The sequence below is a fragment of the Pseudomonas sp. PB101 genome, from assembly GCF_009764265.1.
Taxonomy (GTDB): Bacteria; Pseudomonadota; Gammaproteobacteria; order Pseudomonadales; family Pseudomonadaceae; genus Aquipseudomonas.
Window position 1 is genome coordinate 92,386 of record NZ_RWIR01000060.1, and the last position, 21,647, is coordinate 114,032.

Annotated in this window: 24 protein-coding genes; 18 read left to right on the forward strand and 6 right to left on the reverse strand. The window is 61.8% G+C overall.

Going from position 1 to position 21,647, the window contains the following annotated elements; all coding sequences use genetic code 11:
• Positions 1–15: 15 nt before the first annotated feature.
• Positions 16–1,182, reverse strand: coding sequence for an MFS transporter (locus EI969_RS18580; protein WP_160389077.1), 1,167 nt, complete (start codon positions 1,180–1,182; stop codon positions 16–18).
• A 20-nt stretch (positions 1,183–1,202) separates the two neighbouring features.
• Positions 1,203–1,505: a helix-turn-helix transcriptional regulator gene (locus EI969_RS18585; protein WP_116262187.1), complete on the reverse strand. Its 303-nt coding sequence runs from the start codon at positions 1,503–1,505 to the stop codon at positions 1,203–1,205.
• A 170-nt stretch (positions 1,506–1,675) separates the two neighbouring features.
• Here EI969_RS18585 and EI969_RS18590 point away from each other — a divergent pair, with 170 nt between their 5' ends.
• The gene (locus EI969_RS18590) at positions 1,676–2,254 is read left to right on the forward strand and encodes an ACP phosphodiesterase (RefSeq protein WP_160389078.1); all 579 of its coding nucleotides are present in this window, start codon (positions 1,676–1,678) and stop codon (positions 2,252–2,254) included.
• A 106-nt stretch (positions 2,255–2,360) separates the two neighbouring features.
• On the opposite strand, the gene EI969_RS18595 is transcribed toward EI969_RS18590, so the two are convergent.
• Together EI969_RS18595 and olsB are read right to left on the reverse strand one after the other, a co-directional pair.
• Positions 2,361–3,152 (reverse strand): lysophospholipid acyltransferase family protein, encoded by a 792-nt coding sequence (locus tag EI969_RS18595; protein ID WP_160389079.1) that lies wholly within the window; start codon positions 3,150–3,152, stop codon positions 2,361–2,363.
• Positions 3,152–3,907, reverse strand: a complete 756-nt coding sequence (gene olsB / locus EI969_RS18600) for an L-ornithine N(alpha)-acyltransferase (RefSeq protein ID WP_103394524.1) — start codon at positions 3,905–3,907, stop codon at positions 3,152–3,154. The genes EI969_RS18595 and olsB overlap by 1 nt, the downstream gene beginning before the upstream one ends.
• A 155-nt stretch (positions 3,908–4,062) precedes the next feature.
• On the opposite strand from olsB, the gene EI969_RS18605 reads away from it, so the two are divergent.
• The 9 genes from EI969_RS18605 (at position 4,063) to EI969_RS18645 (ending at position 13,390) form a co-directional block, all read left to right on the forward strand.
• Entirely contained in the window at positions 4,063–4,950 is an 888-nt protein-coding gene (locus EI969_RS18605) for an acyl-CoA dehydrogenase family protein (protein ID WP_160389080.1), read from the forward strand.
• Between the two features lie 165 nt (positions 4,951–5,115).
• Positions 5,116–6,210: a serine hydrolase gene (locus tag EI969_RS18610; RefSeq protein ID WP_160389081.1), complete on the forward strand. Its 1,095-nt coding sequence runs from the start codon at positions 5,116–5,118 to the stop codon at positions 6,208–6,210.
• Positions 6,207–6,530: an amidase gene (locus tag EI969_RS18615; protein WP_160389082.1), complete on the forward strand. Its 324-nt coding sequence runs from the start codon at positions 6,207–6,209 to the stop codon at positions 6,528–6,530. The genes EI969_RS18610 and EI969_RS18615 overlap by 4 nt, the downstream gene beginning before the upstream one ends.
• Positions 6,531–6,683: 153 nt before the next feature.
• Positions 6,684–7,859, forward strand: coding sequence for a M20 aminoacylase family protein (locus EI969_RS18620; protein WP_160389083.1), 1,176 nt, complete (start codon positions 6,684–6,686; stop codon positions 7,857–7,859).
• Between the two features lie 83 nt (positions 7,860–7,942).
• Positions 7,943–9,253, forward strand: a complete 1,311-nt coding sequence (locus EI969_RS18625; RefSeq protein ID WP_160389084.1) for a citrate-proton symporter — start codon at positions 7,943–7,945, stop codon at positions 9,251–9,253.
• A complete protein-coding gene (locus EI969_RS18630; protein WP_371926001.1) occupies positions 9,247–10,698 on the forward strand; it encodes an amidase in 1,452 nt (483 codons plus the stop codon). Before EI969_RS18625 ends, EI969_RS18630 begins: the two co-directional genes overlap by 7 nt.
• A 69-nt stretch (positions 10,699–10,767) precedes the next feature.
• Entirely contained in the window at positions 10,768–11,538 is a 771-nt protein-coding gene (locus EI969_RS18635) for an IclR family transcriptional regulator (protein ID WP_160389085.1), read from the forward strand.
• Between the two features lie 102 nt (positions 11,539–11,640).
• Positions 11,641–12,231: a YceI family protein gene (locus EI969_RS18640; protein ID WP_160389086.1), complete on the forward strand. Its 591-nt coding sequence runs from the start codon at positions 11,641–11,643 to the stop codon at positions 12,229–12,231.
• Between the two features lies 1 nt (position 12,232).
• The gene (locus EI969_RS18645; protein ID WP_160389087.1) at positions 12,233–13,390 is read left to right on the forward strand and encodes a phosphatidylserine/phosphatidylglycerophosphate/cardiolipin synthase family protein; all 1,158 of its coding nucleotides are present in this window, start codon (positions 12,233–12,235) and stop codon (positions 13,388–13,390) included.
• Between the two features lie 140 nt (positions 13,391–13,530).
• On the opposite strand, the gene bglX is transcribed toward EI969_RS18645, so the two are convergent.
• Positions 13,531–15,822, reverse strand: coding sequence for a beta-glucosidase BglX (gene bglX / locus EI969_RS18650; protein ID WP_160389088.1), 2,292 nt, complete (start codon positions 15,820–15,822; stop codon positions 13,531–13,533).
• 262 nt (positions 15,823–16,084) lie between these two features.
• Between bglX and EI969_RS18655 the strand changes: the two genes are divergently transcribed.
• The 5 genes from EI969_RS18655 to EI969_RS18675 all read left to right on the forward strand — a co-directional run bounded on the left by EI969_RS18655 (position 16,085) and on the right by EI969_RS18675 (position 18,905).
• Positions 16,085–16,690 carry a LemA family protein gene (locus tag EI969_RS18655; RefSeq protein WP_160389089.1) on the forward strand — a complete coding sequence of 202 codons (606 nt, stop codon included), beginning with the start codon at positions 16,085–16,087 and terminating at the stop codon, positions 16,688–16,690.
• Between the two features lie 37 nt (positions 16,691–16,727).
• Positions 16,728–17,483 carry a YgcG family protein gene (locus EI969_RS18660; protein WP_160389090.1) on the forward strand — a complete coding sequence of 252 codons (756 nt, stop codon included), beginning with the start codon at positions 16,728–16,730 and terminating at the stop codon, positions 17,481–17,483.
• Between the two features lie 28 nt (positions 17,484–17,511).
• Complete coding sequence (locus tag EI969_RS18665) at positions 17,512–18,129, forward strand: TPM domain-containing protein (RefSeq protein WP_160389091.1); 618 nt, start codon at positions 17,512–17,514, stop codon at positions 18,127–18,129.
• 130 nt (positions 18,130–18,259) lie between these two features.
• A complete protein-coding gene (locus tag EI969_RS18670) occupies positions 18,260–18,562 on the forward strand; it encodes a helix-turn-helix domain-containing protein (protein ID WP_160389092.1) in 303 nt (100 codons plus the stop codon).
• The gene (locus tag EI969_RS18675) at positions 18,549–18,905 is read left to right on the forward strand and encodes a putative holin (protein WP_160389093.1); all 357 of its coding nucleotides are present in this window, start codon (positions 18,549–18,551) and stop codon (positions 18,903–18,905) included. Before EI969_RS18670 ends, EI969_RS18675 begins: the two co-directional genes overlap by 14 nt.
• A 23-nt stretch (positions 18,906–18,928) precedes the next feature.
• Here EI969_RS18675 and EI969_RS18680 read toward each other — a convergent pair whose 3' ends face one another.
• Positions 18,929–19,351: a helix-turn-helix domain-containing protein gene (locus tag EI969_RS18680; RefSeq protein WP_160389094.1), complete on the reverse strand. Its 423-nt coding sequence runs from the start codon at positions 19,349–19,351 to the stop codon at positions 18,929–18,931.
• Between the two features lie 288 nt (positions 19,352–19,639).
• On the opposite strand from EI969_RS18680, the gene EI969_RS18685 reads away from it, so the two are divergent.
• The 3 genes from EI969_RS18685 (at position 19,640) to EI969_RS18695 (ending at position 21,630) form a co-directional block, all read left to right on the forward strand.
• Positions 19,640–19,918, forward strand: coding sequence for an ogr/Delta-like zinc finger family protein (locus EI969_RS18685; RefSeq protein WP_160389095.1), 279 nt, complete (start codon positions 19,640–19,642; stop codon positions 19,916–19,918).
• 2 nt (positions 19,919–19,920) lie between these two features.
• Complete coding sequence (locus EI969_RS18690; RefSeq protein WP_160389096.1) at positions 19,921–20,283, forward strand: hypothetical protein; 363 nt, start codon at positions 19,921–19,923, stop codon at positions 20,281–20,283.
• 132 nt (positions 20,284–20,415) lie between these two features.
• Entirely contained in the window at positions 20,416–21,630 is a 1,215-nt protein-coding gene (locus tag EI969_RS18695; protein WP_160389097.1) for an SAM-dependent methyltransferase, read from the forward strand.
• Positions 21,631–21,647 lie beyond the last annotated feature (17 nt).

Here is a 21,647-nt window from a genome sequence, read left to right on the forward strand (position 1 = left end):
TGAGGTAATGGTGAATCAGTGGGTAGCAGGTGCCAGATCGGGATTGCCGCTCTGACGGAAAGTGATCAGGGTGACCAGCAGGGCGAGTACTGCCAGTGCGGCTGCGGCGAGCGGCACGCTGGTCAAGCCGAAGCCGTGGGCGATCACACTGCCGCCGACCCAGGCACCCAAGGCGTTGCCGACGTTGAATGCGCCGATGTTCAGGGTCGACACCAGGTTCGGTGCGGCCTTGCCGAAGGTCACTACGTTCACTTGCAGCGCCGGTACGGCGGCAAAACACGCGGTGGCCCAGAGGAACAGGGTGATTTCGGTCGGGATCAGCGCGACGCTGGTCCAGGTCAGCACGGTGGACACCACGGCCATGGTGACGAACACGCCGATCAGGGTCGCGGCCATGCCTTTGTCAGCCAGCTTGCCGCCGATGATGTTGCCCACCGTCAGGCCCAGGCCGATCAGCATCAGGGTCCAGGTCACGCCACGGGGCGAGACGCCGGTGACTTCGCCGAGCAGCGGCGCAACGTAGGTGAACAGGGTGAACACCGAGGCGGCGAACAGCGCGGTCATGCTCAGGGACAGCCAGATGCCGGCGCCCTTGAGTGCGGCCAGTTCGGCGCGCATGTCGAGTTTTTCTTCATCACGCTGTGCCGGCAGGAAGCGGATCAGACCGATCAGGGCGATCACACCAATCACGGTCACGGCCCAGAAGGTCGAGCGCCAGCCGGCTTCCTGACCGAGGGCGGTGCCCAACGGCACGCCGAGGACGTTGGCCAGGGTCAGGCCGGTGAACATCAGGGCCACGGCCGAAGCGCGTTTGTTCGCAGGCACCAGGCCGGCGGCTACCACTGAACCGATGCCGAAGAAGGCGCCATGGCACAGGGCGGTGACCACACGGGCAAACATCAGCACGTTGTAGTCGCCGGCCACTGCGCAGAGCAGGTTGCCGATAATGAAGATGCCCATCAGCGCCACCAGGGCTGCCTTGCGCGGCAGTCTGGCCGTGGCCAGCGCCATGAACGGCGCACCGATGGCCACGCCCAGGGCGTAACCGGTCACCAGCCAGCCGGCACCGGGAATCGACACACCGAGGTCGGCTGCCACGTTGGGCAGCAGGCCCATGATGACGAACTCGGTGGTGCCGATGGCGAAGGCGCTCAAGGCGAGGATGAGTAGCGAGAGGGGCATTATCTAATTCCTTTTCGGCTTCAGAGCTCTTGGCTGAAGGTCTTGAGGAATTCCTGGATGGTTTCCTCGTTGCGTTTGAAAAAGTGCCACTGGCCGACTTTGCGGCTGCTGATCAGGCCGGCGCGTTGCAGGGTCGCCAGGTGTGCGGACACCGTGGACTGCGACAGGCCGCAACGTTGATCGATCTGCCCGGCGCAAACGCCGTGCTCGTTGCTGTGGGACTGGTCGGGAAATTCGACGGTCGGGTCCTTGAGCCAGTGCAGGATTTCTCGCCGTACCGGGTGTGCCAGGGCTTTTATTATTTCGTCGAGGTTGATGGTCATGATGTGGGCTCGTGATGTTTAAAACGCTATATCGCGATGAGGCGAACTTTAAATCGGTATTTCGCGATATACAAATATGATTTGGCTCTGAGCCGCTCACATTTCGGTATATCGAGTTATAACGATACGTTGAGTGTAACAAGACAAGGGGGCAGTGCTAAGCTGCGCCCATGAACTATCTCGCACATCTTCACCTCGGTGGCCAGCGTCCCGGCCAATTGCTCGGCAGCCTGTATGGCGATTTCGTCAAGGGACGCCTGCAAGGGCAGTTCGCTCCGGAAATCGAGGGGGCTATCCAGTTGCACCGCAGCATCGACGTGTTCACCGATCGCCATCCGCTGGTGGATGTCGCGCTGTCGCGTTTCTCCCTGACCCGTCGGCGCTACGCGGGGATCGTCCTCGACGTGTTTTTCGACCATTGCCTGGCTCGGGACTGGGCGCTGTATGCCGACCGGCCTCTGGCGTTGTTCACCTCGGACGTCTATCGGGCATTGTCCAGCGAACGGCAACTGCCGGAGCGGCTGGCGAAGATCGCGCCGCACATGGTGGCCAATGACTGGTTGGGGTCGTATCAGCAGTTCGAAGTGCTGGAGCAGGTGTTGCGCGGGATCTCGCGGCGCCTGACCCGACCGGAAGAGCTGGCGGCGGCGATGCAGGAGTTGCGCCGGTTGTATGAACCGTTGAGCGAGGACTTTCGGTTGTTCTATCCGCAGCTACAGGATTTTGCCCGGAACTATCCAACACCATAAGTCACTGTGGGAGCGGGCTTGCCCGCGATTGCGGTAATTCATTCAACATCACAGTTGAATGCTAAGCCGCCATCGCGGGCAAGCCCGCTCCCACAGGGATGTGTGTTTACGCAGCAATTGCGGGGCGCATTGGAACTTGCTGTTTTTCCGGAATCGCCCCGAATAACACCTTCTGCACCGCCTGCTGCGCCTCGAACGCCAATGCCGCGCGTTCCCGACCTTCGCAAGCGATCGGCTTGAGCAGATGAATCTCCACGCCGCCACGGTCGTTGCCGAACAGGCGCATCAGGTGCGAGAGCAGATCATCGTCGCCAATGAATGGCGCCAGTGCGCAAGGCCTGCCGTCACGCACGTAACGAATCGCCACCGGCTGCATCGCCACTTCGGAATCGATGGCGGCGGACAACAGGCGGCCATGGAACGTACGCAGCGAACGGCCATCGGTGGTGGTGCCTTCCGGGAACATCAGCAGTGGGTGTGCCTGTTCCAGATGACGGGTCATCTGCTTGCGGATCAACTGGCTGTCACCCGAGCCACGACGGATGAACAGGCTGCCGGCCTTGGCCGCCAACCAACCGGCCACAGGCCAGGTGCGCACTTCGGCCTTGGACAGGAACGACAGCGGCGTGAGCATGCCCAGCAGCGGGATGTCGGTCCAGGACACGTGGTTGCTGACCCAGAGCATCGGCGCCTTCGGCAACTCGCCGTGGACGGTCACGTCGAAGGGTAGGGCGTTGCTCAGGCGGGCCATGAAAAAACGCGACCAGCGCTGCCGGCGCGCCATCGAATGGGCCAGTCCCAGGCGCTCGAACACCCCGAACACACTGGCCATGCCCAGCCCCAGCGTCACCACCAGCAGCACTCGCGCGACTCGCGCGTACACGCGCAACCGGCTCATTACACCGCCGCCTTGAAGTGTTTGGCGTAGCGCGGGCAGAGTTCGTCGCGCTTGAGCAGGATGAACACGTCGGCGACCTGGAAGTCTTCGTCCCAGCAAGGCTCGCCGCAAATCTTCGCGCCCAGGCGCATGTAGGCCTTGAGCAGCGGTGGCATTTCGGCAATCACGTTCGACGGGATGTCCAGGCTCGGCAGCGGTTTTTTCGGCTCGGCGCGCAGGTGTTCGGTGCACAGGTAGCGCTCGCGCAGACGCTGCATGATCGCGTGGGCCTGCACGCCGCCATCCTGCATCGGAATGCTCGCGCAACCCATCAGGTAGCTGTAGCCACCCTGGTTCAGGACTTCCGCCAGTTCGCCCCAGAGCACAGCGATGGTGCCGCCGTTACGGTAGGCCGGGTCGACGCAGGTGCGACCGATTTCCAGGATCGGGCCTTGCAGGTGCACCAGGCCGTGGAGGCTGAATTCTTCTTCGCTGTAGAACCTGCCCAGGCTGCTGGCCGCCGTGTGGTCGAGCAAACGGGTGGTCGCCACCAGACGCCCGGTGTTCAGGTCACGCACGCCGATGTGAGCGCAGTGAACGTCGTAGTCATCCATGTCCAGACCCAGCTCGGCACCCTTGAGTTTGGCGTTGAATTCGCCGCTGAACACGTTGAAGCGCAAGGCCTGGGCTTCCTGCAAAGCCTCGGCACCCACCAGGCGTTCGGCTTGCAGGCGGCGTTCGTTGCCGGTGTCGCTGATGCGGGCGATCTGAGTCATGACGAATCTCCGTGCGGGCTGCTCACCCGTCTTTGGGCTACAGCGAATCGACTTTCTTTGTCTAGCCGTGTTGTGCAAAGTCAGGCTATGTAGCCCCGGTGTCATCGCCATTAAGCTTTGGTGATGCTTATATGACAGCCCACAAGGAGCCTCTTATGCCCTGGCAAACCCTGTTGAACCGCCGTGATCGCTTGCCCGCCAACCCGGACCTGGCCGAAGGTTTCGCGACCTTGTTGCAGCAGTTGGGTACGGTTACGCCGTTTGAATTGGCGGTGCTGGGCGGGCGGTTGATGGCGACGCCGGGGCTGGCGTTTCTGGTGGGCTACCAAGCGGCATTGCGCATGCTCTGGCCGAGCGCGCCGCTGAGCCTCGGCGCGTTGTGCGCCACCGAACAGCGCAGCCTGCGCCCGGCGGACATGCAGACCCGACTGAGTGGCTTGCGCCTGAGCGGACGCAAGGATTTCGTCACCGCCGGCGACGCCGCCGACTGGTTGCTGGTGGCGGCGCGTAATGAGGAAGCCGACGCCGACCCACGCTTGAGCCTGGCGGTGATCTATCGCGATGAGCCGGGTGTGCGCGTGGAAAAACTGACGCCGATCCCGTTGATGCCGGACATCAGCCATGGCCGGTTGATTCTGGATAATGCGTTGTGCGAGCTGCTCGCGGGGGATGGTTGGGATGCGTACGTCAAACCGTTCCGCACGCTGGAAGACATCTATGTGCTGAGTGCGATGACAGCGTGGTTGTATGGCGTCGGTCAGGAATGCGATTGGCCGCAGGGCCTGCAATTGCGCTTGCTGGGGCTTTTGGCCGGGTGTGCGGAAACCAGTCGCCAGCCACCGACCAGCCTGGCCGGGCATGTGGTGCTGGGCGGGTTGTTTGCACAGTTCGAAGGGCTCAAGGCCGAGGTGAATGAGGCGCTGGCTGGAGGGCCTCCAGAGTGGGCGACGATGTGGCAGCGGGATCAGGCGGTGATGGAGTTGGCGGCGGGGGCTAGGGGGAAGCGGTTGGCCAAGGCACTGGCGCAATATTCGTTGAATTGACTGGCCTCATCGCTGGCAAGCCAGCTCCCACAGGGGATCTTTGGTGTGAGCGAGATCCCTGTGGGAGCTGGCTTGCCAGCGATGAGGCCCTCACAGGCAGCGCACACTTCAGAACTGTCATCAACCTCGACTAGGCTCAGCAGGTTCAATCTCCGAGCTCTCGCCATGCCCAAAGGCTTGTCCCTGATGTTCCTGCTGTTGCTCAGCTTCACGGCCCGGGCCGAATCCTGGCCCGCGGAGCAATGGCTGACCACCCCGACGCCGACCGGTCCGGCGCTGCAAGCCCTGGAGGCCTACGCCTTCCCGTCCCGCGATGACACCACTCGCCAGGGCATTCGCACCGATGCCTTGCTGGTGATTCGCGACGGCCGGTTGATCTACGAACGCTACGCCGGCCCGACGACGGCCGAGACGCCGCACCTGGCCTGGTCGATCAGCAAGAGCCTGATGGCCACGGTCCTTGGTGTGGCCTACGGCGAAGGGTTGTTCAAGCTCGACGACCCTGTGGCGAAGTTTTATCCGCCCCTGCAAAAATCCCCCGGCCTGACCATGGCCGACCTGATGCACTGGGCCTCGGGCCTGGATTGGCAAGAAGACTACGAATACGCGCCGCTGAAATCGTCGGTGGTGGCCATGCTCTACACCCGCGGTCACCACGACATGGCCGCGTTCACCGCAGCCCATGCTGCCTACGCGGCGCCAGGCCAGGCATTTCGCTACTCCAGCGGCGACAGCAACCTGTTGTCCGCCGCGCTGAAAACCATCGTCGGTCCCGGCCGTTATCCCGACTTTCCGTGGACTGCATTGTTCGAACCGCTGGGCATTCGCCACGCGATCTGGGAAACAGATGCCACGGGCACTTTCGTCGCGTCGTCCTATGCCTACCTCACTGCACGGGACCTGGCCCGGGTCGGTCTGTTGATGGCCCGCGAGGGTCGCTGGGCAGACAAGCAACTGCTGCCCAAGGATTGGGTGGCGTTCAACCGCGAACCGTTCGCTCACTATCACGCACACGAAGACGATGCCGTCCCCGGCGGTCAATGGTGGCTCAATCGAGCCGTCGAGGGGGCGGCACGACCCTGGCCCGACGCCCCCGCCGACACCTTCGCCGCGTTGGGTCATTGGGGCCAGGCAATGTACGTGATCCCCAGTGAACAGCTGGTGATCGTGCGCTATGGCGATGACCGCGACGGCAGCTACCGGCACAACGAATTGCTCAAATTCGCGCTCAAGGCCTTTTCCGGAAAGGTGCTGCCATGAGCGCTTTCATTCGCCGTCGACCGATCAGCTCTCTGTTGCTGATTCTGCTAATTGCCTTGCTCGGCTGGATCTGGCACGAGCGGGTGGCGCTGTGGGCGTTCCCCGACATCATCAGCGCTTACACCGCCAAGGAGTACTGTTCGTGCCGCTACGTGATGAACAACGATGCCGAGTACTGCCACGGTTATGTGAAACAGTGGCTACCCGCCAGCGGCTTTGCCGATGACCCGGCCGGCAAGCGTGTCACGGTCAGCGGCATGGGCCGCAGCAACAGCGCGGTGTGGGTCGGCGAGCGCCAGGGTTGCCGCTTGCAGCCCTGATTTCCCTTCAGGTTCCACCCTGTGGAACCACATTCGATTGTCCTGGCGCGCGACTCGCGGTTATCTGGCGGTGAGCGCGACCTGCCTTTGACGTGTCGCGAAATCACAGCGAACAACAAGAACGGGACTACACCCGGCCCGAGGACAATCGTCATGACCCGATATCAGCACATCCTTGCCTGGCTCAACGACGTGGCCAGCGACCTGCACGCCACCCGCCAGGACATCCACGCCCACCCGGAACTCGGCTTCGAGGAAAACCGTACCTCGGCGCTGGTGGCCAAGTCCCTGAGGGATTGGGGTTACGAGGTGCACACCGGGGTCGGCAAGACCGGTGTGGTCGGCGTCCTGCGTAACGGCAGCAGCCCGCGCAGACTTGGGCTGCGGGCGGACATGGACGCGCTGCCGATCATCGAGAACACCGGCGCAACCTACAGCAGCCGACATCAGGGCTGCATGCATGCCTGTGGGCATGACGGTCACACCACGATGTTGCTGGGCGCGGCGCGCTACCTGGCGGCGACCCGCCAGTTCGACGGCACCCTGACGTTGATTTTCCAGCCTGCCGAAGAGGGCCAGGGCGGCGCCGAGGCAATGCTCGCCGATGGCTTGCTCGAACGTTTCCCCTGCGACGCGTTGTTCGGCATGCACAACATGCCGGGGCTGCCCGCCGGCCATTTGGGTTTTCGCGAGGGGCCGATGATGGCCTCGCAGGATTTGCTTAACGTCACCATCGAAGGGGTCGGCGGCCACGGCTCGATGCCGCATCTGGCGGTCGATCCGCTGGTGGCGGCAGCCAGTGTGGTCATGGCCCTGCAGACCGTGGTCGCGCGCAACATCGATGCGCAGCAGGCGGCGGTGGTCACGGTCGGGGCGCTGCAGGCCGGGGAGGCGGCCAACGTCATTCCACAACAGGCGATCCTGCGCCTGAGCCTGCGGGCGCTGAACGCCCAGGTGCGCGAGCAGACCCTCGAACGTGTGCGCGCAATCATCGAGTCCCAGGCGCAAAGCTTCGGTTGCAGCTCACGCATTGAACATCGTCCGGCTTATCCGGTGCTGGTCAACCACGCCACCGAAACCGAGTTCGCCCGTCAGGTCGGTGTCGAGTTGGTTGGCGCTGATGCGGTGGACGGCAACACACCCAAGCTCATGGGCAGCGAAGACTTCGCCTGGATGCTGCAACGCTGCCCCGGCGCCTACCTGTTCATCGGCAATGGCGTGTCCCGGCCGATGGTCCACAACCCTGCGTATGACTTCAACGACGACATCCTGCTGACCGGTGCCGCGTACTGGGGCGCGCTGACCGAGAGCTGGCTCAAGCCGGCCTGATTCCCGCCACTGTCTACTGCCGCTGGACCGGGCACGCGCTGTCGTGCCCGCCGTTACCCAACAGGTTTCTGGAGAGTTCCCCCATGCAGACTTCGAGCACAGGCGTTTCGCGCACCCGGCAGGTGGTCGCCGCGGTTATCGGCAACGCGCTGGAATGGTATGACTTCATCGTTTACGGCTTTCTCGCGAGCATCATCGCCCGGCAGTTTTTCCCGTCTGACGACGAATACGCCTCCTTGCTGATGGCTCTGGCGACTTTCGGCGTCGGCTTTTTCATGCGTCCGGTGGGCGGCATTTTGCTGGGCATGTATTCGGACCGCAAAGGGCGTAAGGCGGCGATGCAGATGATCATTCGCCTGATGACTGTATCCATCGCACTGATTGCGTTTGCACCGAACTACGCCGCTATCGGCATGGGTGCGCCACTGTTGATCGTGGTTGCGCGGATGCTGCAAGGCTTCGCCACGGGTGGCGAATACGCCAGCGCCACGGCGTTCCTGGTGGAGAGCGCACCCGCGCACCGCAAGGGTTTGTACGGCTCGTGGCAATTGGTCGGGCAATGCCTGGCAGTGTTCTCCGGGGCGGCGATGGTCGCATTGTTCACCCACCTGCTGTCCCCTGAGGCACTTGAGAGCTGGGGCTGGCGGATTCCCTTTGTGCTGGGTCTGCTGATCGGCCCGGTCGGGCTGTGGATTCGCAAGCACATGGAAGAGCCGGAGGAGTTTCTTGAAGCGCGTAAACAGGCCAAAGGTGCGAGCCCAGGCCTGATGCAAGTGATCCGTTTACACCGACGCAGCATTCTGGTGTCGATGGGCCTGGCCTGTGGCGCGACCGTGTCGTTCTACGTGGTGTTGGTGAACATGCCGACCTTCGCCCACAAGAATCTCGGCCTGCCGCTGGATCAGGTGCTGCTCGTGCAAATGCTCGCGGTGGCGCTGATGACCGTGGTCATTCCCTTATCCGGCGCACTGTCGGACCGCCTCGGTCGCCGCCCGGTGTTGATGGCCTTCACCCTGGCGTTTTTCCTGATGGTGTATCCCTTGTACGTGTGGGTGGCGGCGGCGCCATCGGTGGAGCGTTTGCTGGTGATGCAGCTGTTGCTGTGCAGTGCGATCGGCGGGTTTTTCGGCCCGGCCCCGACCGCGCTGGCCGAGCAGTTTCCCATCGAAGTGCGCTCCACCGGGGTGTCGGTGGCTTACAACGTCGCGGTCATGGTCTTCGGCGGATTTGCGCCGCTGATCGTCACCTGGTTGAGCAAGGTCCTGGCGACACCGGTGGCGCCATCGTTCTACGTGTTGTTCGCCTGCTTGCTGACGTTGCTCGGCACCTACTGCATGCAGGAAGCACCACGGGCAAAAAGATCCGTTGAACTCAATCTTGGGGTGAAATCTTGAGCAGCCATCCGATTGTTGAAATGGACGCCGACGTGCTGTCCGGGGCCATTCATGGGCGGCAGGTGTCCTGCCGCGAGGTGATGCAGGCTTATCTGGCGCAGATCGAACGCTTCAACCCGCTGGTCAATGCGCTGGTGTCCCTGCGTCCGGCCGAGGCGTTGCTGGCAGAGGCCGACGAGTGTGATCGCCAACTCGAGCGGGGCCAGTCCCGTGGCTGGATGCACGGCATGCCGCAGGCGGTCAAAGACCTGGCGGCCACCGTCGGTTTGCGCACTACCCTGGGCTCGCCACTGTTCGCCGAGCAGGTTCCGCAACACGACGCCATCAGCGTGGCGCGGGTGCGTGACTGCGGGGCAATCATCATCGGTAAGAGCAACGTCCCGGAATTCGGCCTCGGCTCGCAAACCTTCAACAGCGTGTTCGGTACCACCACCAACGCCTACGACCCGACCCTGGTTGCCGGCGGCAGCAGTGGCGGGGCGGCGGTGGCGCTGGCGTTGCGCATGCTGCCGGTGGCCGACGGCAGCGACATGATGGGCTCGCTGCGCAATCCGGCGGCGTTCAACAACGTCTATGGATTTCGTCCATCCCAGGGGCGTGTGCCATTCGGGCCCGGGCCGGAAATGTTCGTCCAGCAACTGGCCACCGAAGGACCGATGGGCCGCACGGTCACCGATGTTGCCCGTTTGCTCGGCACCCAGGCCGGGTACGACCCGCGCGTGCCGTTGTCGCTGACTGAGGATCCGGCGGTGTTTCACCAGTCGTTGCAGCAGGATTTCAGGGATGTGCGGCTCGGCTGGCTGGGGGACTACAACGGCTACCTGCCGATGGACCCCGGTGTCATGGGGCTGTGTGAATCGGCGTTGCAGGACTTCGCGACACTGGGTTGCAAGGTCGAGGCCTGTCAGCCGGATTTCTCCATGGAGCGCCTGTGGCAAACCTGGCTGGTGCATCGCCACTGGCTGGTGCAAGGCAGCCTCGGCGGGCTGTATGCCGACGCGCAAAAACGCGAACTACTCAAACCCGAAGCCCGATGGGAAGTCGAAGGCGGGCTGCGTCTGACGGCGGCGGATGTCTATCAGGCCTCGGTCAGTCGCAGCGAGTGGTATCGGGCGTTGAACGAATTGTTCGAGCGTTACGATTTTCTGTTGCTGCCCACCACCCAAGTGTTTCCTTTTGATGCACAAACTCCGTGGCCGCGCTTCGTTGGCGGCCAGAGCATGGACACTTACCACCGCTGGATGGAGGTTGTCATCGGGCCGACCCTGGCCGGCTTGCCGAGCATGAGTGTGCCGGTGGGGTTCAACCCGGCCGGACTGCCGATGGGCCTGCAAATCATAGGCCGGGCTCATGCTGACCTTGCGGTTTTGCAACTGGCGTATGCCCATGAACAGTTGACTCAATGGGTCAAACGCAGGCCGCCCGGCTGTCTGCAACATGCCTGAGACTGGCCGATGGGCCCGCATCTTGCTGCGCAAATTGAACATCCATCTGCGCTTAGGGAGATCGAACCTATGGAGAGCAAGGCAGAATCCGGCAGCGTGCGTTCCGTCGAGCGCGCCCTGGCGATTGTCGAGTTGCTGGGTGAGCATCAGGCGTTGGGGCTGGAGGAGTTGCACTACCTGACAGCCTTGCCCAAGGCCACGGTGTCGCGCATGTTGCTGACGTTGCAGGAGCAGGGCTGGATCTATCGCGGCCTGAGCGATCGGCGTTACCGGTTGTGCGCCAAGCGCCTGTTTGGTGACAGTCAGCAGCGCTTCAAGCGGCGGCTGGTGGAAAACGCCGCTCCGCTGTTGCTGGAGTTGAGCGAGCGCACCGGGCTGGTGGCGGACCTGTCGTGCTTTGACGGCGAGCGGATCGAGGTCATGGAAAGCGCGATCCCCACGGTGCTGCGCAAGCGATATCCAAACAACTGCCAGATCGTCGGCCAGCACGCCAGCCTGTTCCATTCGGCCATGGGCCGGGCCTGCCTGGGCGAACTGGACCGCCATGAGGTGGAGCGCCTGGCCAGCCGTGAGCTAATGACGGACGAATCCCTGTTCAACACCCGTGAGCAGGCATTGCACCAAGGCTTCGGCCAGCGCACCGAGGGTTATTGGGAATATCCGGTGCGCCTGCCCTTCCTGATTCGCGCGGTGGCCCTGCCGATCCGCACTGATGGCCGTCTGGTCGGCAGCATGGCGCTGCACTGGCCGATGGATCAGGCGCCGGTGGAACGGGTACTCAACCTGCACCTCAACAGCCTGGCCACCACCATTGGCAATGTGCAACAGGCGATGGCCTGAGAGGAACTTGTGGCGGTTTAGAGACTCAAGGCAACACATTTCTTGCAACCTGTGTCAGGCCAGTTAAGGTTCAGCACAGGTTTCTTTGCCTGACGAGTCTCTATGTTCAAGCGCTCCACTCTCCAAACCCTCACTTTCCTGCTGCTGACCGGCGCCGCGTTGTCGGCCCGCGCCGACTGGTACCTCGACGGCGAGTCTTCGCGCCTGTCATTCGTCAGCACCAAGAGTGCCAATGTTTCCGAAGTGCAGCGCTTTCTGGTGTTGCACGGCAAGGTCGATCCCGAGGGGCTGGCGCGGGTGGAAGTCGAGCTGGAGTCGATCAACAGCGGCATTGCGCTGCGCGACGAGCGCATGCGCAAGGAGCTGTTCCAGATCGACCGGTTTGCCGAGGCCTTGATCACCACGAAAATCGATCTGCGCCCGATCAACGACCTCGCTCCCGGTGCGCAGCTGGAATTGCGCCTGCCGCTGACGGTCGACCTGCACGGCAAACAACATGAGTACAACGCCCAACTGCTGGCGACCCGTCTCGATGACCGGCGCTTTCAGGTGGTGACCCTCGAGCCGCTGGTGATCAACGCCGAAGATTTCGATTTGGCTCCCGGCCTGGAAGCGTTGCGCAAAATGGCCGGTTTGTCGGCGATCAGCCTGTCGGTACCGGTGAGTGCGGTACTGATTTTCGCGGCGCGCTGACATGGCCGGAGCGATTTTTCCATGGCGTGAAGGCAACCACTTCGAACTGCTGGTCGATGGTCCGCAGTTTTTTCCGCGCATGCTGGTGGCGATTGCCCGGGCTGAAGAACAGGTCGAACTGGAGCTGTATCTGGTGGAGGCGGGCGCCTGCGCCGAAGCCATGGTCCAGGCCTTGGTGCAGGCCGCCGAGCGCGGTGTGCGGGTGCGCTGCCTGTTCGATGATTACGGCAGCCTCGCCTTCACCCTGGCCTTGCGTCAGCGGCTGTTGTCCGCCGGTGTGGAGCTGCGTTTTTACAATCGCCTGAGTTGGCGACGTTGGGTCGGCAACTTCTACCGCGATCACCGCAAGCTGCTGCTGGTGGACCAGAGCCTGGCCGTGGTCGGCGGTACGGGTGTGACGGATGAGTTCTGGACACCGGGCGAAGACGTCAGCGAATGGCATGAGGTGATGGTGGAAATCACCGGCCCGCTGGTGCTCGACTGGCAGTTGCTGTTCGACCGTCAGTGGATCGCCAACCGCCATCGTCGCGCCTGGCGACCGGCCTCGCATTTCGGCTTGCCGCGCCTGCCACGGGTGCCGTCCATAGGCGAGGGCATGGGCCGGGTGGCCTATGCCGACGCCCGCCAGCACCGGGACATACTGCAATCGCTGGTGCGTGCCCTGAACAGCGGCCAGCGCCGGATCTGGCTGGCCACACCGTACTTTCTGCCGACCTGGAAAGTCCGCCGTTCCCTGCGCCGGGCCGCCGCCCGGGGCGTCGATGTGCGGTTGCTGCTGACCGGCCCGCGAACCGATCACCCGTCCGTGCGCTACGCCGGGCATCGCTACTACCCGCGACTGCTCAAGGCCGGGGTGAAGATCTTCGAGTACCAGCCATGTTTCCTGCACCTGAAAATGGTCCTGATCGATGACTGGGTGAGCATCGGCTCGTGCAATTTCGATCACTGGAACCTGCGTTTCAACCTGGAAGCCAACCTGGAAGCGCTGGACCCCGGACTGACCCGGGCGGTAGCGACGAGTTTCGAACGGGACTTCGGGTTGAGCGAGCAAGTCAGCCTGGAAGAGTGGCGGCGCCGGCCACTGTGGCGACGGGTCAAGCAGCGGGTGTGGGGATGGGTGGATCGGGTGGTGGTGAATCTGCTGGATCGACGGGGTTGACGCCGATCTTTTGAACACCACAAACCACTGTGGGAGCGGGCTTGCCCGCGATGGCGGCTTAACAGGCAACTTGGATGTTGGATGTTATGGCCTCATCGCGGGCAAGCCCGCTCCCACAGGTTTTTGCAGTGTTTGAACGGTTACAGCAACTCAAAACTCTGCTGCGTCACGTCCTCTGAATCCAGGCCGATCTGCACGTTGAACTTGCCCGGTTCCGCCGCGTATTTGAGCTGGGCGTTGTAGAACTTCAGGTCGTCCTCGGTGATGGTGAAGTGCACGACTTTCTGCTCGCCGGCCTTGATCATCACTTTCTGGAAGTTCTTCAGTTCCTTGATCGGGCGGATCATCGAACCGGCCACATCCTGGATGTACAACTGCACCACGGTCTCGCCGTCACGCTTGCCGGTGTTTTTCACCGTGACACTGGCGTCGAGCTTGCCGGTCTTGTTCAGCGTGGTCGACGACAGGGCCATGTCGCTCAGGGCGAAATCGGTGTAGCTCAGGCCATAACCGAACGGGAACAGCGGGCCCGTGGTGTCATCGAAGTACTGCGAGGTGTAGTTGCCCGGTTTGCCAGGGGTGAACGGCCGGCCGATGGTCAGGTGGTTGTAGTAGGTCGGAATCTGGCCTACCGAGCGCGGGATGCTGATCGGCAGTTTGCCCGACGGGTTGTAGTCGCCGAACAGCACGTCGGCGATGGCGTTGCCGCCCTCGGTGCCGCTGAACCAGGTTTCCAGGATCGCGTCAGCCTGTTCCTTCTCTTCGAGGATCGTCAGCGGGCGGCCGTTCATCAACACCAGCACCAGCGGTTTGCCGGTGGCTTTCAGGGCGCGGATCAGCTCGCGCTGGTTTTCCGGGATGTTCAGGTCGGTGCGGCTCGACGACTCGTGGGACATGCCACGGGATTCGCCGACGGCGGCAACGACCACATCGGCATCCTTGGCCGCTTTCACCGCTTCGTCGATCAATACGTTGGCCGGGCGCGGGTCATCCACCACTTCCGGCGCGTCGAAGTTGAGGAAGTTCAGGTAACCGAGGATTTTCGGGTCGCTGGTGATGTTGGCGCCACGGGCGTAGATCAGTGTCGACTTGTCGCCCAGGGCGTTGCTCATGCCGTCGAACAGGGTCACCGATTGAGCAGGGCGACCGGCAGCGGCCCAGCTGCCCATCATGTCGATAGGCGCCTTGGCCAGCGGGCCGACCAGGGCGATTTTCGCGGTTTTCTTCAGCGGCAGGGTTTCGTTCCGGTTCTTCAACAGCACCTGGCTGCGGCGCGCCACATCACGGGCCTCGGCGCGGTGCAGGCGGCTGTCGGCGTAGGTGTCGACCGGATCGTCCTCGGCCTTGCCGATGCGCAGGTACGGGTCCTTGAACAGGCCCATGTCGTACTTGGCGCCCAGCACCGCACGCACCGCGTTGTCGATATCGCTCTGCTGGATCTCGCCGGACTTGAGCAGCCCTGGCAGCTCTTTGCCGTACAGGGTGTCGTTCATGCTCATGTGGATGCCGGCCTTGATCGCCAGCTTCGCCGCTTCGCGACCGTCGGCGGCAACGCCGTGCTTGATCAGCTCGAAAATCGCCCCGTGGTCACTGACGGCCAGGCCCTTGAACCCCCATTCCTTGCGCAGCAGGTCGTTCATCAGCCAGGTGTTGGCGGTGGCCGGCACGCCGTTGATCGAGTTCAGCGCGACCATCACGCCGCCCGCGCCGGCCTCGATCGCCGCGTGGTAGGGCGGCAGGTAATCCTGGTACATCTTGACCGGGCTCATGTCGACCACGTTGTAGTCGCGGCCACCCTCGACCGCGCCGTACAGGGCGAAGTGCTTGACGCTGGCCATGATGCTGTCGGCCGCGTTCGCGCCCGTGCCCTGGAACGCCTTGACCATCACGCCGGCAATGCGCGACACCAGGTAGGTGTCTTCGCCGAAGCCTTCGGAGGTGCGGCCCCAGCGTGGGTCGCGGGAGATATCGACCATCGGCGCGAAGGTGATGTCGAGGCTGTCGGCCGCGGCTTCCTTGGCGGCGATGCGCCCCGACAGGCCGATGGCGTCCATGTCCCAGCTCGAGGCCAGGGCCAGCGGAATCGGGAAAATGGTGCGGTGGCCGTGGATCACGTCGTAGGCGAAGAACATCGGGATCTTCAGGCGGCTGCGCATGGCCGCGTCCTGCATCGGCCGGTTTTCCGGGCGGGTGATCGAGTTGAACGTACCGCCGATGTTGCCCGCCGCGATTTCCTTGCGGATCATTTCGCGAGGCATTTCCGGGCCGATGCTGATCAGGCGCAACTGGCCGATTTTTTCATCGAGGGTCATTTGCTTCATCAGGTTGCTGACGAAGGCGTCCTTGTTCTCCAGGGGTGCGGGCGTCGTGGCGGCCAATACGTTATGACTGGCCAGGCTGACGAACAGGCCCAGCAAACACAGCTTCTTCATGAATAGTTTTCTCAAGGGCCCAAACGGCGATGTACACGCCGGCCAGCCAAAATTTAGGGAGCGTCTATTGTTGTTCGGGTGCCGGCTCAAAAAACCAGAGCCAAAAACGACAGCCAGAGGGCGGATGCGTTTTTGCGCAGGGCCTCTTTTTAGCCCATCGGCCCGTTGCAATCCAGAGGCGCGGGCGATTATGCCCCAAGAGCCGGCCCAGAAGGTTTCACGGTCGGTTTTTTCATGAAATGCACAAGGGAGCATCATCCTGATGAATGTAAGTCCAACCTACCGCTCGCGTTTGCAGGTCGTCACGCTGCTGATGCTGGCCACGCTGCTGACCGCCTGCGGCATCAACAACATCCCGACCCTCGACGAACAGGCCAAGGCCGCCTGGGGCCAGGTGCAGAACCAGTATCAACGGCGCGCCGACCTGATTCCCAACCTGGTGGAAACCGTCAAGGGCTATGCGGCCCACGAGAAGGAAACCCTGACCGCTGTCATCGAGGCCCGGGCCAAGGCCACGTCGATCCAGGTGGACGCCTCGACCCTCGACAACCCGGAAAAACTCAAGCAGTACCAGCAGGCCCAGGATCAGCTCAGCGGTGCATTGAGCCGTTTGATGGTGGTTTCCGAGCGATATCCGGATCTGAAGGCCAACCAGAATTTCCTCGCCCTGCAGTCGCAACTGGAAGGCACCGAGAACCGCATCAGCGTGGCCCGGCGTGACTTCATCCTCGCGGTGCAGAAATACAACACCGAGATCCGCACGTTCCCCGGCCGTTTGTGGCACACCGTGATGTACAGCGACCTGCCGATGCGCGAGACCTTCGAAGCCGCACCGGGCTCGGAAAAGACCCCCGAGGTCAAATTCTGAAAAGCGCTGATCGGCGTCACTACGCAAGAGGTTGCCAATGCGCGTGTTGAAAGCGGGCCTGATGCTGTTGCTGTGGGCGGTAGTGATCACCGCCCGGGCCGAACCGAGTTTTCCGGCGCTGACCGGGCGCGTGGTCGATGGCGCGCAGATGATCGAGCCTGCGGTGCGCGAGCAGCTCAATCAACAGCTTCAGGCCCATGAGCAGGCCACCGGCGAGCAGCTTGTGGTGGTGACGTTGCCGGACTTGCAGGGCACCGACATCGCCGACTTCGGTTACCAGCTCGGCCGCCACTGGGGCATCGGGCAGAAAGACAAGAACAACGGTGCCTTGCTGATCATCGCCCGGGACGAGCGTCGGCTGCGCATCGAAGTGGGTTATGGCCTGGAGGATCGCCTGACCGATGCCCAGAGTTCGGTGATCATCAACCAGGTCATCACCCCGGCGTTCAAGACCGGCAACTTCAGCAAAGGCATCAGCGACGGTGTGGCGGCAATGCTGGTGGTGCTGGGTGGCAACCCCTTGGACGAACCCTCCACGGCGTACGAATCCAGAGGCGATCCGGGGGACGATTTCATCGCGCGCCATCCCGGGGTGTTCGTGTTTTTGGTGATGCTGTTCATCCTGACTGTTTTTGTGTGTCAGATGCTCGGTATCCTTCCCGCCGGCCGGGGCGGCTCCGGTGGATCCGGGGGCGGTTTTGGCGGTGGTGGTTTTGGCGGCGGCGGTGGAGGCGGGGGCTTCAGCGGCGGCGGGGGCAGTTTCGGCGGGGGCGGTTCGTCCGGCGGCTGGTGATAATGATAATGAGCAGGCGATTCACGACATGGCATTACTGACTGAACACGAACAACGCAAAGTGGCCGAAGCAATCGCCCGGGTCGAGCGCGACACCGACGCAGAACTGGTGACCGTGCTCGCGGCCCGCGCCGACGACTATGCGTACATCCCGTTGCTGTGGGCCAGCCTGCTGGCGCTGCTGGTGCCGGGCATCGTGCATTACCTCACCGGCTGGCTGACCATGCACAGCCTGCTGATGGTGCAATGGGCCCTCTTCATCGTGCTGTGCCTGGTGTTCCGCCTGCCGAAAGTCACCACCCATCTGGTCCCGCGCTCGGTGCGCCACTGGCGCGCCTCGAACCTGGCGCGCCGGCAGTTCCTGGAGCAGAACCTGCACCACACCGAAGGCAGCACCGGCGTGCTGATCTTTGTATCCGAGGCCGAGCGTTATGTGGAAATCCTCGTGGATGAAGGGATTTCCAGCCGCCTGGACAACAAGAACTGGGACGCCATCGTCGCCACGTTCACCCGGCAAGTGAAGCAGGGGCAGACGCTGCAAGGGTTTGTCAGCTGCGTCGAAGCCTGTGGCGAGCTGCTCAAGGTGCATGTGCCGGTGACCCATGTGCGCAACGAATTGCCGAACAGGCTGGTGGTGCTCGGCTAAGTCTTGTCTTGGTGTTGTGTAGCGCTCGCCGCTACAACTCCCGTCAATTGTCCGGGTTTGGCCTTGTCGTCAGTATTTCTCTCTAACAGTGGACACCCAGTGACGGGTGTACTCGCGAAGAGGGATTCTTATGACAGCCCGACAATCAAATGACTCTTTGGCAGGGGCAGCTCGTGGTGGAGAGGGAAGTACGCCCAAGGCGAAACTGACGGCCAAGGAAACACAAATCCTGATGTGGTGTTTCAAGGGCAAGACTTCCTGGGAAATCGCCAGGATCGAGAATTGCACGGAATCTACCGTCAATTTTCACTTCGCCAATATTCGCCGAAAGTTCGATGTCAGCTCGCGCACCTGCGCATTGCTCAGGGCGATCGAGTCGGGTGCGATCGTCGTGGACTCGGTCGTAGCGCGAGGTGCCCATGAGCCTGACTGATTCGACCTACAACGGCATCAATGGGCTCATGTTGGGGATGGGGATTGCGACACTGCCAGTTATTAATGGTGAGGTACTGTTCGGTGCAATGCTCGGCGCCTGGCTGGTCACGACCACTCGCACCAACTTCAAGGCCTGGCAGCGCATCGGTTCCTGGCTTCTGTCTGCCGGTGTCGGATACCTCTTTACGCCTGTCGCACATCCGCTGGCACCTTTTCTGACCGAGGGTGTAACGGCCTTTCTTTGCGCGCTGATCGTTATTCCCATCAGCATCAAACTCATGCAATGGATCGATGGTGCCGCTATCGGCGAGATCATCCGACACCTGAGAGGGCGAAGATGATGGACCGTGCAAAGGGGGGCATATCAGGTTTCTTTTGCCGCTTTGAGCGTTGCCAGAATAGCGGCCATTTCGCAAAGCCTTAGTTCCATATCACGTAGTCGATGTTTTTCCTCGAGTGCGTTTTGTATGGCGCAGCGATCATCTTCGCCGAGCAAGCGCCAGAGCGTGAGAATGGTGTTTTCCCGTGTGCTTTGCGGGTCTGCCTGCGAAGAGTTGGTAACTGTTTGTCTCAAGATTGGCCCTTCACCGAGCAACAGCCAGTCAAGGGAGATACCGCGTGTTTGTGCAATTTCTACGCATAATGAGTAAGGCGTGCTGTCGCGACCTTTCCAGCTACTCAGTGTCTGGGGGCTGATCTGTAGTGCGGTAGACAAAGAAGCATCGGTTTTAGTACCGGTAATTTGCTTCAGTCGAGCCAGAACAGCTTGTGATTTTTTGCTACGCAATTTGAGCCTCTTCCTTTTGACATATGCTTTTTGAGTGCCTAATTTATGCGTAATGAGTACTTTTTTTCTTGTAAGTAATCAATCATCAAAGATGAGTCAGAAGAATACGATGTCGAAACTTCCTAATAGTATCAAGGTGATTTCCTACGAGCATGGCTCGAACCCATTACAGATCTGCCCGATGCAATTCCTTATGCCTGGCAGGCACTGTTCGCAAGACCGGAACGCCGCGAAGAGTATTGCGTTTGATCAGGCTGATTGCCACCAAATGACCATAAGGAATCAAGCATGAGTACTTATAAAATGGTGTGCCCGCACTGCTTGAGCAGGATGCGCATCCGTACCAGCGAAGGCCGACATATTTTCCTGCGGGTGGCGTATCTGCAATGCACGTCGGAAGCGTGTGGGTGGTCCGTACGTGCCGAATTCGAAATGACCCATGAGCTTTCGCCCAGTGGCATGCCGAATCCGGCCGTACGCCTGCCTTGTGCCGGACCCGATTTGCGCCGTGCCGCCCGGCCTGTTGCAGAAAGTCCTGTTACGGCAGACGCGGCGCAGGAAGTGTGAACATGAAGGTCACCGATGAACACGCAGAGTTGAATGAAGAGCTGTTGGCTATTGCCCAGGCGTTTCTGGAGCGTCATGAAAGTGAAGGGGAGGCAGGTGATCAAGTGCTGTTTTGCCGAGCGGTGCGGCATCTGCAGAACATGGATGTGCCGATGTATCTGGCGGAAGGGCTGGTTAGCCGTGCCTATGGGGTACTCAAGTCATGCAACGACCGTCGGCGCCTGGACATCGCTGCAAGCTCCGAAACGGTCGCCGTGGTGACTGACCCTGCCAACGGCCTGACCTGGGCAGTACCGGTGGGGCTGATCGTCAAGCACATCATAAATTCGCCGAACAACCGCAGGCTTCGCCTGGTGGAGTCTTGAAGTTTCAAAGGCTGTGTCGGGGTCCTGGGCCGGTTGACCGGGACCTCCCACAAAATAACCCCGTGCCCAAAGTCCTCGTCCCCCTTAAAATAACGGCATTCTTCGATTTGCACCGCCTGAGGCCGTTTCTCCATGTCCGTCACCGCCACTCCTGCCAGCCTCGCGCCGGATCATCACGCCCAGTTCATCGACCTGCTGCAAACCAGCCTTGAGCACAATGCGTTCATCAAACTGGTGCTGGCCAAGTACGCGGGCGATGAAGCGGACCTGCAGCGCATCATCATCAAGCCGGTGACCGTCAAGGCGCAGCCTTGCCTGTCTTTCGTCTACCGCTACAAGACCCGCGATATCACCAAGAACCTGCCGCTGGCCGAAGGCGTGGCGAGCATTGCCGGGTTGCTGCCGGCGTCGTTCAAGAATGCGCATTTGTTGTCGTTGACCGATGAAGCCCAGCTCGAATACAGCAAAAAGGGCAAGTCATCGCTGTTCAAGAGCAAACCCCAGCAATTGCGCGAAGTGCCATCGGCCGAGCACAACCGTGAAAAAAACCGCTTTCTTGACCTGAACCGGCCGTTTCTCGCCGACCTGGGCGTGACCAACAAGCAGCATGAACTGATCCCGGCGATGTCGCGCAAGTGGAAGCAGATCAACAAGTTCATCGAAGTGTTCAGCCATGCGCTGACCTCGTCACCCCTGGCGCTGGACAAGCCGGTGCGTGTGGCGGACTTCGGTTCGGGCAAGGGCTACCTGACCTTCGCCATCCACGATTACCTGCGCAACACCCTGAAGGCCGAAGGCGAGGTGACCGGCGTCGAGCTGCGTGAGGACATGGTCACCCTGTGCAACACCGCTGCCGCCAGGCTTGAACACCCCGGCCTGGTGTTCAAGTGCGGTGACGTGCGCAGCGTGGCGCCGAGCGAGCTGGACGTGATGATCGCCCTGCATGCCTGCGATATCGCGACCGACTATGCGATCCATACCGGCATCCGTTCCGGCGCTTCGATCATCATGTGCTCGCCGTGCTGCCACAAGCAGATCCGCCTGCAAATCCAGAGCCCGGCGCTGCTCAAGCCGATGCTGCAATACGGCTTGCACCTGGGCCAGCAGGCGGAGATGGTCACCGACAGTCTGCGCGCGCTGTTCCTTGAGGCCTGCGGCTACGAGACCAAGGTGTTCGAGTTCATCTCGCTGGACCACACCAACAAGAACAAGATGATCCTGGCGGTCAAGCGCGCCGAGCCGGTGGCCCCGGCCCAGTTGCTGGCGAAGATTCAGGAACTGAAGGACTTCTATCACATCAGCGAGCATTGCCTGGAAACCCTTCTGCGCGCGGACGGTTACCTCTGACCTCCCTGTAGGAGCCG

Excerpts from the sequence above, each read along its gene's own strand:
- EI969_RS18580 (WP_160389077.1), bottom strand. The coding sequence starts at position 1,182 with ATGCCCCTCTCGCTACTCATCCTCGCCTTGAGCGCCTTCGCCATCGGC.
- EI969_RS18585 (WP_116262187.1), bottom strand. The coding sequence starts at position 1,505 with ATGACCATCAACCTCGACGAAATAATAAAAGCCCTGGCACACCCGGTA.
- EI969_RS18590 (WP_160389078.1), top strand. The coding sequence starts at position 1,676 with ATGAACTATCTCGCACATCTTCACCTCGGTGGCCAGCGTCCCGGCCAA.
- EI969_RS18595 (WP_160389079.1), bottom strand. The coding sequence starts at position 3,152 with ATGAGCCGGTTGCGCGTGTACGCGCGAGTCGCGCGAGTGCTGCTGGTG.
- olsB (WP_103394524.1), bottom strand. The coding sequence starts at position 3,907 with ATGACTCAGATCGCCCGCATCAGCGACACCGGCAACGAACGCCGCCTG.
- EI969_RS18605 (WP_160389080.1), top strand. The coding sequence starts at position 4,063 with ATGCCCTGGCAAACCCTGTTGAACCGCCGTGATCGCTTGCCCGCCAAC.
- EI969_RS18610 (WP_160389081.1), top strand. The coding sequence starts at position 5,116 with ATGCCCAAAGGCTTGTCCCTGATGTTCCTGCTGTTGCTCAGCTTCACG.
- EI969_RS18615 (WP_160389082.1), top strand. The coding sequence starts at position 6,207 with ATGAGCGCTTTCATTCGCCGTCGACCGATCAGCTCTCTGTTGCTGATT.
- EI969_RS18620 (WP_160389083.1), top strand. The coding sequence starts at position 6,684 with ATGACCCGATATCAGCACATCCTTGCCTGGCTCAACGACGTGGCCAGC.
- EI969_RS18625 (WP_160389084.1), top strand. The coding sequence starts at position 7,943 with ATGCAGACTTCGAGCACAGGCGTTTCGCGCACCCGGCAGGTGGTCGCC.
- EI969_RS18635 (WP_160389085.1), top strand. The coding sequence starts at position 10,768 with ATGGAGAGCAAGGCAGAATCCGGCAGCGTGCGTTCCGTCGAGCGCGCC.
- EI969_RS18640 (WP_160389086.1), top strand. The coding sequence starts at position 11,641 with ATGTTCAAGCGCTCCACTCTCCAAACCCTCACTTTCCTGCTGCTGACC.
- EI969_RS18645 (WP_160389087.1), top strand. The coding sequence starts at position 12,233 with ATGGCCGGAGCGATTTTTCCATGGCGTGAAGGCAACCACTTCGAACTG.
- bglX (WP_160389088.1), bottom strand. The coding sequence starts at position 15,822 with ATGAAGAAGCTGTGTTTGCTGGGCCTGTTCGTCAGCCTGGCCAGTCAT.
- EI969_RS18655 (WP_160389089.1), top strand. The coding sequence starts at position 16,085 with ATGAATGTAAGTCCAACCTACCGCTCGCGTTTGCAGGTCGTCACGCTG.
- EI969_RS18660 (WP_160389090.1), top strand. The coding sequence starts at position 16,728 with ATGCGCGTGTTGAAAGCGGGCCTGATGCTGTTGCTGTGGGCGGTAGTG.
- EI969_RS18665 (WP_160389091.1), top strand. The coding sequence starts at position 17,512 with ATGGCATTACTGACTGAACACGAACAACGCAAAGTGGCCGAAGCAATC.
- EI969_RS18670 (WP_160389092.1), top strand. The coding sequence starts at position 18,260 with ATGACAGCCCGACAATCAAATGACTCTTTGGCAGGGGCAGCTCGTGGT.
- EI969_RS18675 (WP_160389093.1), top strand. The coding sequence starts at position 18,549 with ATGAGCCTGACTGATTCGACCTACAACGGCATCAATGGGCTCATGTTG.
- EI969_RS18685 (WP_160389095.1), top strand. The coding sequence starts at position 19,640 with ATGAGTACTTATAAAATGGTGTGCCCGCACTGCTTGAGCAGGATGCGC.
- EI969_RS18690 (WP_160389096.1), top strand. The coding sequence starts at position 19,921 with ATGAAGGTCACCGATGAACACGCAGAGTTGAATGAAGAGCTGTTGGCT.
- EI969_RS18695 (WP_160389097.1), top strand. The coding sequence starts at position 20,416 with ATGTCCGTCACCGCCACTCCTGCCAGCCTCGCGCCGGATCATCACGCC.